General features: G+C 36.0%; 9 protein-coding genes and 1 other annotated feature (1 of these 10 cut by a window edge). Of the genes, 5 read left to right on the top strand and 4 right to left on the bottom strand.

Annotated elements, in window-relative coordinates; genetic code table 11:
- Positions 1-199: 199 nt before the first annotated feature.
- Positions 200-1516: a histidine--tRNA ligase gene (hisS, locus tag BUC45_RS09465; RefSeq protein WP_296971876.1), complete on the bottom strand. Its 1317-nt coding sequence runs from the start codon at positions 1514-1516 to the stop codon at positions 200-202.
- Between the two features lie 34 nt (positions 1517-1550).
- Positions 1551-3734 carry a phosphoglyceromutase gene (locus BUC45_RS09460; RefSeq protein WP_296971874.1) on the bottom strand — a complete coding sequence of 728 codons (2184 nt, stop codon included), beginning with the start codon at positions 3732-3734 and terminating at the stop codon, positions 1551-1553.
- A gap of 176 nt (positions 3735-3910) precedes the next feature.
- On the opposite strand from BUC45_RS09460, the gene steA reads away from it, so the two are divergent.
- The 5 genes from steA to BUC45_RS09435 all read left to right on the top strand — a co-directional run bounded on the left by steA (position 3911) and on the right by BUC45_RS09435 (position 8599).
- Positions 3911-5029 (top strand): putative cytokinetic ring protein SteA, encoded by a 1119-nt coding sequence (gene steA / locus BUC45_RS09455; protein ID WP_296971873.1) that lies wholly within the window; start codon positions 3911-3913, stop codon positions 5027-5029.
- A gap of 12 nt (positions 5030-5041) precedes the next feature.
- Positions 5042-5926 (top strand): copper transporter, encoded by an 885-nt coding sequence (locus tag BUC45_RS09450; protein ID WP_296971871.1) that lies wholly within the window; start codon positions 5042-5044, stop codon positions 5924-5926.
- Positions 5916-6617 (top strand): glycosyltransferase family 2 protein, encoded by a 702-nt coding sequence (locus tag BUC45_RS09445; RefSeq protein ID WP_296971869.1) that lies wholly within the window; start codon positions 5916-5918, stop codon positions 6615-6617. The genes BUC45_RS09450 and BUC45_RS09445 overlap by 11 nt, the downstream gene beginning before the upstream one ends.
- Positions 6618-6690: 73 nt before the next feature.
- Positions 6691-7512, top strand: a complete 822-nt coding sequence (locus tag BUC45_RS09440) for a glycosyltransferase (RefSeq protein ID WP_296972002.1) — start codon at positions 6691-6693, stop codon at positions 7510-7512.
- 7 nt (positions 7513-7519) lie between these two features.
- Positions 7520-8599, top strand: coding sequence for a DUF3866 family protein (locus tag BUC45_RS09435; RefSeq protein WP_296971867.1), 1080 nt, complete (start codon positions 7520-7522; stop codon positions 8597-8599).
- 274 nt (positions 8600-8873) lie between these two features.
- Here BUC45_RS09435 and ilvE read toward each other — a convergent pair whose 3' ends face one another.
- Positions 8874-9752 carry a branched-chain-amino-acid transaminase gene (ilvE, locus tag BUC45_RS09430; protein ID WP_296971865.1) on the bottom strand — a complete coding sequence of 293 codons (879 nt, stop codon included), beginning with the start codon at positions 9750-9752 and terminating at the stop codon, positions 8874-8876.
- 99 nt (positions 9753-9851) lie between these two features.
- A complete protein-coding gene (ilvB, locus tag BUC45_RS09425) occupies positions 9852-11534 on the bottom strand; it encodes a biosynthetic-type acetolactate synthase large subunit (protein ID WP_296971864.1) in 1683 nt (560 codons plus the stop codon).
- A 165-nt stretch (positions 11535-11699) separates the two neighbouring features.
- Positions 11700-11900: a binding site (T-box leader), on the bottom strand (it continues 67 nt past the right edge of the window).

Here is an 11900-nt window from a genome sequence, read left to right as displayed (position 1 = left end):
ATTTTTTTATTTTTTAAATTAACACCCGTAAAAGCAAACTTAAATTCCCATAAATTTGATAAAATTCTTTAATACAGTTTAACATATTATTTACTTCAAATAAACAGAGCTTCCAATATCAAAAAATATATAATAAATTGATTCTGCCGTAAAAAAGCAGCCATGGTTTAAAGCTTTTACCATGGCTGCTTTTTTACGTTTACTTTACGGTTTTGATAACATCATCTATAGTAACAAGCTCTTGAGAGCCTGTTTTCATATTTTTTAGAGAAACCATCTGGTTTTTGACTTCTTCTTCTCCTATAAATATGGTATAAGGAATATTGAGATTGTTTGCGTAGTTTAACTTCTTGCCAATCTTGGCATCTTCAAAATACACCTCAGAGATTATATTATTCTCCCTTAAGGTATTGGCAATCTTTATAGCATAGCCGTTAAAGCTTTCATCCATTGGTATAATAAGCACTTTTGTGAATGTTGACGGTGTATCATTTTCGAGCAGCCCCGCTTCTTTTAGCTGATAAAATAAGCGGGTTAATCCTATGGAAACTCCAACGCCGGGCAATTTTTGAGTGGTATAGTATTCCGCAAGATTTTCATACCTGCCGCCGGAACACACACTACCTATTTCGGGGTAATCATCAAGAAAAGTCTCATAAACTGTGCCTGTATAGTAATCCAATCCACGAGCAATAGTTAAGTCTATGGTGTAGTTTTTCTCCGGCACGCCAAAAATTTTTGTATAATTAGTTACCGTTATAAGCTCTTTTATACCTTCCTGGAAGATTTGAGACTCGATATTAAGGGATTTTAGTGATTGAAGTTTTTCTTCATCATTTCCCCTTATTTGAATAAACTTTAAAATCTTTGTAACGGCATCCCGTGATAAGCCGAGATTAATAAGTTCATCAATTACGCCTTTTTCACCGATTTTCTCCAGTTTGTCAATGGTTCTTAAAACTTCTACAGAATTTGTTATACCTAAGGAACTAAAAAATCCGTTTAAGATTTTTCTGTTATTTATTTTTATAGTAAAATTTTCAAAACCGAGGTTTTTAAAAGTATAATATATTATGCTTAAAATTTCGGCATCATAAATTACATTGAGCTTGCCGTTGCCAATAATGTCCACATCGCATTGATAAAACTCCCTAAATCTTCCCCGCTGACTTTTCTCTCCTCTGTAAACCTTGCCTATATGATATCTGCGAAACGGAAAAGTCAGCTCTGAGAAATGCTGTGCTACATATCTAGCCAATGGTACTGTAAGGTCAAATCTAAGAGCCATATCTGTATCGCCTTTGGTAAAACGATATATCTGTTTTTCTGTCTCTCCCCCACCTTTTGCCAGTAATATTTCCGATTTTTCAATCAAGGGAGTATCAATAGGAATAAACCCATGTTTCTCATATGTATTTCTAATACTATCTTTAATCTCATTAAATAGTATCTGGTCTTGGGGCAATAGTTCTAAAAAGCCCGGTAAAGTTGATGGTTTTACAATATCTTTACTCATAAATTTATACCTCCGTTTAAATGTTGAGTTACGTTTATTTTTGACTTGCTATCTCTTCATCAATGCACATCATAATCAAAGGAATTGTAATGGGTATCATGAACATAGCCGCTGCTACTACTCCGGAATCATTAAAAGCAAGAGCGGCCAAAGTTCCGATTATACCGGATATGAACCCAAAATATAGATAGTTATGTTTGCGAAAGATTTCTTTCAAGATGCCCACGGGCCATTTAAAAAGTATTCCCAAAGTGGCCATGGTTGCAAAAAGCACCCATGTCCATGTAGAGTATCTTATAAGCTTATAGTTCATGGAGAGCTTTCTCCAGAATATCTGAAAGAGTGCAATAAAGCTGCTATGCTTTATAAGCAAACTTGTTTGACCTATATGTGATTGTAACTGCGAAGGTCTCATCCCATCATAAATAAAGAGTGCAAACAAACCTATTATTAAAAAGCATGCAAGAATAATTAAATCTTTTTTGGTTATTTTGCCTTTTAAGTTCAAAATAGTTGCTACTCCGAAACCAACAAATGCCGCCATAGAACCGCCTACGTTAGTTCCAAAAGTCGGTGCCATCAAGGTTAAAAGTATGACCACATATATAGCAATACTTAATGCTTTCATGATGTTCTTATTGTTCCTATGACGGTCTATTAGTGCAGCAGTCCCGATAATGGTTGTCCCCAACAAAAATCCCATATACTCATTGCCAATCCCATAAAACCTTGCTCCAACAATAGGATCATAACCCAGAATCGAAACCTTCATTAATGGGTTCTTGAGGAAGGTATCCAACAGTATAATACCTGTTGAAGTAAAACATGTAACTATAAATATTTGCAAGTTGTCTTTTAAAAAATAAGTAATAATAAGGCTTAATGTCAATGCGCTCACAACTAAGCTTAAAGCAAGTTTTGTCGTATTCCACGGATTTAGTATCGGCAAAACAAGCAATACGGTAGGTGTTATAAGGACTGCAATAAGTAAAGGTTTTATATAGTGCAGATGTTCCTTAAAATAGGTTATGAAGATAAGAAACATCAAAAGAATAGCGATAATACAACCAATATAGGCCTTTACCACAGTTGAACGGATTTTATAATTAAAAGCAGTAATTTCATTTATTTTTGTCAGGTATTCCAAAGGCTTATCCATATTTTTTGAAATCAATTTATGGCCTATCATGAAAGGACTTTTGTTAATCCCAAAATAATCGACTATATGAGCCGTTAAATCTGTATTGGTAATAATACCATCTCTTTTTGTTGTAGCAGATGTCAGCACTCCTTTAGGAATTGACTCATTAAGCACTATCACAGGTGTTAGCTTTTTACCAATCGCAATATCGTCTCCGGAAGGAAAAGGGGTTACTAGCATCAAAAGTGTATCGCTATCGATATCCTTTATTATTTTCCCTAAGAATTCGTCAACATCTTTAAATATATCTGTTTTGCTTTCTTTATGTCTTTCATCGGAAATATACATATATTTATTTAATCTGTAAGTATCTCCTGTCTGAATTACAATAAAGTCAGCTTTCTCTTCTACATCTTTATAAGCCTGGTACAATGCATCATAATTTGTTTTTATTCCAAAAGGGCTCATAAAATCTTTAATTAAGAGGCTTTGATCAACCTTGCCTAAATCTGTAATTCCATCGCTGTCCATGGTTATCATTGAAGCATTTCTTGTAATATCATCAAGGCTGGTGCTCTCGTTGCCTATCAGAGCTGTTTTGTATCCATGCTCATTGAGAAGGGACCCTAAGAGACCTATTTTAACAGGGCGTTTTAATTTTTCATTTTGCCGTTTAAGCCCTAAAATATCTATATTTGCGATATTACCCTGCTTCATTTCTTTTCCAGTATTTCTCTTGTAAACCATATTTATCGGTTCATGGTAAAATAAATCATCGTATTCCCCTGCATAGCTTCCGTAGGCTGAACTTACTGCATAAGAACCTGCACCAATTGTAGCGTATGCATTGGCAACCGTATAAGAACCTCCTGAATTTGTATTCATAAGGCCTAATGCTCCATTTTCCAATATATATTTTATATTGTCTTGACCATAAGTAGTAAGGTCTTCATAATTTATATTGTCAAGCATACACATTATAACTTTTTTTTGTGAGGATGAAGCTGAATATCCATAATAGGGTATAATAAGGATGACTATTGCTGTTATAAGGAATAAAGCAATGCTTTTTTTCATATGCCCTCCGCCATTTATATAACAAACTATATTATCATTATATATCGCTATTATACCAATCTAAGATATCCCTTGCAACAAAATGCTGAGTTTTTGAAGAGTTGAGATGACAGCTTTATTATGTTAAATTATATTAGAATAGATTTGAAACAAGCTTATGTTTAGGGGTGTAGTAAATGCCTATTATCGGCACTGCAAAGATTGATTATCGAACTAAAAACCTCGTTAAACGATTGAAACCGGGTGATATTGCGATAATAAACCATGAAGATATCGATGAGGTTGGTGCTTTGGGTTTAGTAGGTTGCAAGGTTAAAGCTGTAGTAAATTCGGCAAAATCCATCACCGGCCGCTACCCGAATCCCGGCCCAAGTATACTTTTAGATGCAAATATTCCAGTTTTAGATAATGTTGGAGAACAAATAATGTCCCTTAAAGAAGGCTCAGTTGTTACTATTGAAGATAATGGTGCAATCTATGTTGATAATAAATTGATTGCCAAGGGAGAATTTCTTAAACCTGACATAGTTAAAGCAAAGCTAGAATTGGCCAGGCAAAACATTGAAAACTCTCTAGAGCAATTTATAAATAATACCTTGGAATATGCCAAAAAAGAAAAGTATTTAATAATGGGCGGAGTTGAAATACCCGAAGTTAAAACAACTATTAAAGACAGACATGTTTTGATTGTTGTACGTGGCAATAATTATAAAGAGGATTTAGCTGCCATAAAGACGTATATTGACGAGGTAAAACCTGTCTTGGTTGGTGTGGACGGTGGTGCTGATGCTCTCTTGGAATATGGTTATATTCCGGATATTATCATAGGGGATATGGATAGTGTATCTGATAATGCCTTAAAAATATGCAAAGATATCATAGTTCATGCTTATCCTGACGGCAGAGCTCCCGGTCTTGCAAGAGTGCAGGCATTAGGTCTTGATGCGGTGACTTTTAAATCTCCGGGTACAAGCGAAGATATCGCCATGCTTTTAGCATATGAAAAAGGAGCTGATTTGATAGTAGCCGTAGGAACGCACTCAAGTATGATTGATTTTTTGGAAAAAGGTCGCAAAGGCATGGGTAGCACTTTTTTGGTCAGGTTAAAAATCGGTTCCATTTTAGTGGATGCTAAGGGCGTAAGTAAGCTCTATAATCAAAAATTAAAACCTTCTTATATGATAAGTCTTTTTGCCGCCGCAATGGTTCCTATTATTGTAATTTCTACCATTTCTCCTCCCATCAAGCATGCAATAAAGCTTTTGGAGCTTAGATTAAAAATGCTTTTACCCTAAAGGAGCAAAGACATGTTTATTAATATAAAATATTTAGTTATTACTGTAATATCTATTTTTTTGGCACTTGGTATAGGTATTTTAATCGGTATCCAAGTGGACTCTCAGAAAATCATCTTTGAGCAGCAAGAAATTACTGTTCAAAAAATGGAAGATAAATTTGATGAGCTCAACCGAGTCAACCTTGATCTTCAAAATGAAATAAAGCAGCTTTCAAGTTCTAACGAATTAAATAAGACTTATATTGAAAATATATTCCCCGATTATATTAAGAATAAGTTATCTGATTTACATGTTGTAACAATTGAAACTACTGATGATTACATATATACCGACATGAGACAAGCATTAAAGATGGCAGGTGCCGATGTCACTTCCGTAACCATAATAAGTGAAAAACTTCTTTATATAAGTGATGAAGAGCAAAATCAATTAATGGAGCATTTCGGCATCAGCGAAAATATTGTTCCGGTTATTCTTAAAAAAATCGCAGAAACTGCAGCTGGAAAAGATAATGCAGATGACATTGCATTCTTGATTGAAAAAGGCATTATTTATGTAAGTGGAGATTTGCAAAATCCTGCCGATTATGTTGTAATGGCCGGTGGCAGTCATGCACAAGATAATAAACATGAGGTAATAGATATTCCTTTGATTAGGGAAATGAAAAAATTATCCTTGCCTATTGTAGGTGTGGAAATTACCGATGTGGAAAACTCTTATATCGACATCTATAAAAAAGAAAAGTTGTCAACTGTTGATAATGTAGACACTATTATAGGTCAAACTTCCTTGGTCTTAGTTATGACCGGAAAAGAAGGACATTATGGCGTTAAGAAAAGCGCTAATTCCCTTATGCCTTTTTTGAGCGAGGAGGAAAAAGCAGGTGAAGGTTAGTGTATTAATACCGGCTTTTAATGAAGAAAAAAATATCGAACAGACTATAAAAGGCCTTGAGTATTTTAAAGATACTTTTTGTGCAGAAAATCAGGTGGATCTAGAAATCTTGGTAATTGATGATGGCTCATCCGATCAAACCGGCATCAAAGCATCAAATGCCGGTGCTAAGGTCTTGAGCTTAAACAAAAATATGGGAAAAGGCAGCGCACTTAGAGAGGGCCTCAAGAGTATCGACGGTGATATTTTGGTTTTTTTAGATGCAGACTTGCAGGCAAGCTCCAGTGAAGTATATAAACTTGTTTTACCGATTTTAAAAGGCGAAGCCGATGTGACAATTGCAAAGTTTAAACCGCCTAGCAAAAAGAGGGGATTTGGCTTTGTCAAAGCTCTCGCTTTTTATGGTGTAAGATTTTTTACCGGAAAAGAAGTGACAAGTGCTTTATCCGGACAAAGAGCCTTTAAGAAGGATGTTCTAAATGACATCGGAACTATTCCTGAAGGCTTTGGAATAGAAGTCGGAATGCTAATTGACATACTTAAAAAAGGTTATACGGTAAAAGAAGTTGATGTGGATATGTATCATGATGTGACGGGCAGAGATTTGAAAGGTTTTTTGCATAGGGGAAAACAGTTTTGGCATATTCTGAAGGTATTAATTTCTAAAATGATTAATTATGGTATATTCTGAAGACCTTAAGTTGATAATCGCATAATTTTAGAAATCTCCTAACAACTTTAAGGAGGGCGATATATTGATATACATGTACAGGTTCATGATTTTTATTTCCGCTGCCATTGTAAGTTATGCTCTGACTCCTGCCTTTATTGATTTGTTTGAGAGAAGCGGCAGGCTCGTAAAAAATTATAAAGGTGATATGATACCCCAAGGAATCGGCATTATGTTTCCCATATACACCTTGTTATGGTACACCTTATTCTTATTGTTGTTTAAGCACGATTCTGCAGATGCACTCTTGCTTCAATTTGCCATTACAGCAGCAAGTTTTATTGGTTTTATTGATGATATGCTAGGTAGCCGAGATGTTCTGGGGTTTAAGGGGCATTTTAAAAGTTTATTTACAGGTAGACTTAATACAGGGGCTTTAAAGGCTATTGTAGGGCTTCTCGTTTCATTTATCATCAGTTCAACTCTTACTTCAAATTTTTCGGAAGCTGTTATAAGTGCGCTAACCATAGCACTTTTTACTAACTTCTTTAACTTGCTGGACTTAAGACCGGGCAGAGCTATCAAGGTTTATATTTTTTCTTTCCTTGTCATATCACTTGGATTAGTTATCATCCAAAAAGCTGCTGCAATATTGCCTTTTGTGCCTTTGCTAGGCATTATTATCGGCTACATGCCTTATGACTTAAAGGCAAGATGTATGATGGGAGATGCCGGTTCTAATGTGCTAGGTATCTCAATTGGTGTCTTAATCACTTCTACTTTTGGTCTATATGTAAAAATTTTGGTTCTGGCATTTCTTATAGGAATACATGTTCTTACGGAAAAATATTCACTGACTGATTTGATTAAAAACAATCGCTTTTTGAATTATCTGGATAATCTGGGAAGATCGTGAGGTATTTATGATTAACTATACAAAGGCTAAGGTAAAAGATATTATACAAAAAAGAGAAGGCTGCACTGAAATAACAGTTATTATTAATAACAAAGAGTACAATGCAGTAAATTATGACTGTTTAACAGGTTCGGTTAAGGCCGGAGACTACGTGCTTTTAAATACAACAGCACAAGATTTAAAACTGGGAAGTGGCGGATACCATTTCGTAGTATCTGTTAATGATGGTAATACTTTTTTCCCTTTCACTAAAGAAATAGGTCATATAATGAAGCTTCGGTATACCCCTCTTCAATTTTCCGTTTTAAGTGCTGAGGAGCAGCAAAGTCCTTATCATCACATTTTTAATGATTTTAAAAGTCTTCAAGGAAAACCTGTAATAATCGGCGAACTTCACAGTATGCTGCCGCCGGTGGTTTTTAATATAAAAAGAAATCGACCGGATGCGTGTGTATCTTATATAATGACTGATGGCGGAGCTTTGCCTATAAGCTTTAGTAAAAGTATAGCTTATTTAAAACAAAAAGAATTAATCAATGGCACCATCACCTTTGGTCAAGCTTTCGGTGGTGATTTTGAGGCAGTTAATATTTATACGGCTTTGATAACCGCATTTGATATTTTAAAATCAGATATAGCAGTTGTGGCTATGGGACCCGGTATAACCGGAACAGGGACAAAATATGGGTTTTCCGGTATCGAACAGGGGCCAATTATAGATGCGGTAAATACTCTTGGCGGTAGACCGATTTTCATCCCCAGAATAAGCTTTGCTGATAAAAGAATTAGACACCATGGCATCAGTCACCATAGTATCCTTGTGCTTAAGGAAATTGCCAAAACTCGGGCTGAAGTGGTCATACCGGTAATGGAACAAGATAGAATGGACTATGTTAAAAAGCAAATCACACAAAATGAAATTGATAAAAAACATGAGATTGTCTATGTTAAAGAAACTTCATCAGTTTTAGAAAACCTTTCATGCTTTGACTTTCATTTATCGACCATGGGCAGAGGCATTGATTTGGAACCGGAGTTTTTCATAACTGCAGGGGCAGCCGGATATTTTGCATCTAATATTTTATAAGATATAAAAAAAGGTGGGCGGTCGATGACCGCCCCTACGGTTGCATTTCTGTATTGTTGGGAGTTTATTTATATATTTTTCATTGGTTTCATATATTATAATTGATTCTACTGTAGAAAGTCAGTTTTGACGTAAAAATATCTATTTAATATTTAATGTTTTTGTTGTAAAAAACGGGCGGTCGATGACCGCCCCTACTGGTTGATAATTAAATTGAAAAATTAAGGTTTTTGAATTGGAATTACGATTTCTATCCCGTTGAGCAGTTTGATATTTATGAATATATTTCTGTTCCTTCGGTTTTAATGAGTTCTTTAAATTCTTTTAAGATTTTATTGGTGATTGGCCCGGGTTTGCCATCTGCGATTTGTCGTCCGTCTACTTTTACTACTGGAACAGCTTCGGCAGCTGTACCTGATAAAAAGCATTCATCGGCAGTGAAGACTTCATATCTGGTAAATACTTTTTCTTCCACTTTTATCCCTATTTTTTCCGCTAATTCCATAATAGCATTTCTTGTTATTCCAACCAAAATACCGACATAAGGTGGTGGAGTTATTAGCACACCGTCTTTGACAATAAAGATATTATCGCCTGTGCACTCTGCTACATAGTCTTCATTGTTCAACAACATGGCTTCAGGAGCTCCAGCTAAATTCGCCTCTAGTTTTGCCATTATATTATTTAGATAGTTTAGTGATTTCATTTGAGGATTCACACCCTCAGGTCTATTTCTTCTAGTAGCCGCTGTAATTATTTCCATCCCTTTATTGTAAAGCTCTTCAGGATAAAGCACTATCTTATCTGTAATACATATAATTGTCGGAGTTTTGCACTTTCTTGGGTCAAGACCTAAATCGCCGGTTCCACGGGATATTACTAGCCGTATATATGCATCTTTCAGCTCATTTCTGCGAAGAGTTTCTAAAACAACTTCAGCCATCTCTTCTTTTTTCAAAGGAATGTCAATCATTATTCCTCGTGCACCGTTATACAACCTATCTATATGCTCATTAAGCCTAAATACCTTACCGCCATATGCCCTTATACCTTCAAAAACTCCATCACCGTATAAGAATCCATGGTCGAATACAGAAATTTTGGCTTCTTCCTTTGGAAAGTACTGACCGTTTACATAAACTTGAATACTCATGTAAAGCTTCCTCCTTCATAGTTATATAGTTAATGTTTGCTCATAAGAAAAATATGGCAAAATGTTTTATACTCATATCTCAGATTATATTTAAGAAAATTAATCAAAACCCATCATTTCATTTATAGCCTTGCCTGCTGGAACCATCGGCATAACATTCTCCTTGGGATCTATTCTTACATCTATCACAGCAGGTTCTTGGATTTCTACGGCTTGTTTTATTATTTTCGGTAAGTCGCTTTTTTCAGTAACCTCATAACCTCTTACGCCACAAGCTTCGGCTAATTTTACATAATCAACATCGGCACCATCTAAATATACATGGGAATATCTTTCATCGAAGAACAGTTCTTGCCACTGCCTAACCATTCCAAGACTACGATTGTTGAATATCACCGTTATAACCGGAATATTGTATCTGGCAGCAGTTATCAATTCATGACAGTTCATTTCAAAGCTGCCATCTCCTGCAATATTAAACACAACTTTATCCGGTCTTCCAAGTTTAGCTCCAATGGCTGCCGGCAGTCCAAAGCCCATGGTACCCAATCCGCCTGAAGATACAAAACTTCTTGGTTCCTTAAATTTGTAAAATTGTGCTGCCCACATCTGATGTTGGCCTACTTCAGTTACAATAATAGCTTCTCCTTGGGTTTGTCGGCAAATTTCTTCTACTACATACTGAGGTTTTAAGCCTTTTGAGCAATATTTAAGTGGGTAAGATTCCTTCCAATTCGCCACTGTTTTTATCCATTGTTCATTTTTCTTTTGGGAAAGTATTTCTAATATTTCCGTTAAAAACTGCTTTACATCTCCCTTGATTCCCAAATCTATATCTATATTTTTACCTAATTCAGCCATATCAATATCAACATGAATAATCTTTGCATTCGGTGCAAATTTTTTTACATTACCGGTAACTCTGTCATCAAATCGCGCTCCCAAAGCCAACAGTAAATCGCACTCGGTAACTGCCATATTAGCATAAGCAGTGCCATGCATACCTAGCATGCCTAAGCAGAGAGGATGTTCTGTGGGAAAACCCGAAATACCCATTAGGGTAGTTGTTACCGGTGCATTTATTTTTTCAGCTAGTCTTAATAACTCCGCAGTGGCGTCAGAGTTTATAATTCCACCGCCGGCATATATAACCGGCCTTTCGGCTTTTTCAATCATAGTGGCAGCTTTTTCAAGTAATATCTTGAAGTTCTCCGGCAAATGTTGTTTCAAAGAATAAGTTGCAATAAATCCATTCATGTCTCTTCTTATTTCATCTTCATTAACCTGTTCGGCCATTATGTTTTTGGGTAAGTCTACCAGCACAGGTCCAGGTCTTCCTGTCGTTGCAATATGAAATGCTTCTTTGACTTTCTTTGCAATATCCTTTTTATCTCTAATTAAGAAACTGTGTTTTGTAATTGGAAGGGTAACCCCCGTAATGTCCACCTCTTGAAATGAATCTTTGCCCAGGAGGTCTAAAGCAACCTGCCCTGTGAAAGCCAACATAGGTACCGAATCCATATAAGCATTGGCAATACCTGTAACTAAGTTTGTGGCTCCAGGACCGGAGGTGCTTAGAACTACTCCAACTTTCCCAGTTGCCCTTGCATATCCATCTGCGGCATGCGCTGCTCCCTGTTCGTGGACGGTTCGTATATGTCTTATTCTTTTATAGTTATAAAGGGCATCATAAATCGGCAAAGCCGAACCGCCTGGAAAGCCAAAAATGGTATCAATACCCAACTCATCTAATGTTTTTAACAAAAGTTCTGCACCAGTCATTTTCTCACCTTCTTTTATGGTAATAAATATTAAAATTATGTCAACTGCAAAGTAGTATAAAACACAAGTTTATAATCGACAATTTCCTAAAAATTACTAGTTTAGTAATTTGAAACTGCATTTAGAACCTTAAAGAATAAAAAAGATCCTACGCCTAACCCTTATAAAAGGGGCGAAGGATCTCGCGTTACCACCCTGTATTCATTTATACCTCGCGGTATAAATCTCAATAGGTACGGGGCATTCGCCCGATACCCGGTCATTTTAACGGTGACCTATTTCCCTCTTACAGGGAACCCGGCCAGAATTACTTTAAAGTTCACTCTGGCAGCTCCGAGATGATTTTCACCGGTCATTTCAAACATC

The sequence above is a fragment of the Tepidanaerobacter sp. EBM-38 genome (assembly GCA_001896545.1).
GTDB lineage: Bacteria > Bacillota > Thermosediminibacteria > Thermosediminibacterales > Tepidanaerobacteraceae > Tepidanaerobacter.
The sequence above is the reverse complement of the archived record's forward strand: the minus strand, read 5'-3'. Positions and strand labels throughout refer to the sequence as shown.

What these genes read in the sequence shown, in the direction of transcription:
- hisS (WP_296971876.1), bottom strand. Translation starts at nt 1,516, where the DNA reads ATGAGTAAAGATATTGTAAAACCATCAACTTTACCGGGCTTTTTAGAA.
- BUC45_RS09460 (WP_296971874.1), bottom strand. Translation starts at nt 3,734, where the DNA reads ATGAAAAAAAGCATTGCTTTATTCCTTATAACAGCAATAGTCATCCTT.
- steA (WP_296971873.1), top strand. Translation starts at nt 3,911, where the DNA reads ATGCCTATTATCGGCACTGCAAAGATTGATTATCGAACTAAAAACCTC.
- BUC45_RS09450 (WP_296971871.1), top strand. Translation starts at nt 5,042, where the DNA reads ATGTTTATTAATATAAAATATTTAGTTATTACTGTAATATCTATTTTT.
- BUC45_RS09440 (WP_296972002.1), top strand. Translation starts at nt 6,691, where the DNA reads ATGTACAGGTTCATGATTTTTATTTCCGCTGCCATTGTAAGTTATGCT.
- BUC45_RS09435 (WP_296971867.1), top strand. Translation starts at nt 7,520, where the DNA reads ATGATTAACTATACAAAGGCTAAGGTAAAAGATATTATACAAAAAAGA.
- ilvE (WP_296971865.1), bottom strand. Translation starts at nt 9,752, where the DNA reads ATGAGTATTCAAGTTTATGTAAACGGTCAGTACTTTCCAAAGGAAGAA.
- ilvB (WP_296971864.1), bottom strand. Translation starts at nt 11,534, where the DNA reads ATGACTGGTGCAGAACTTTTGTTAAAAACATTAGATGAGTTGGGTATT.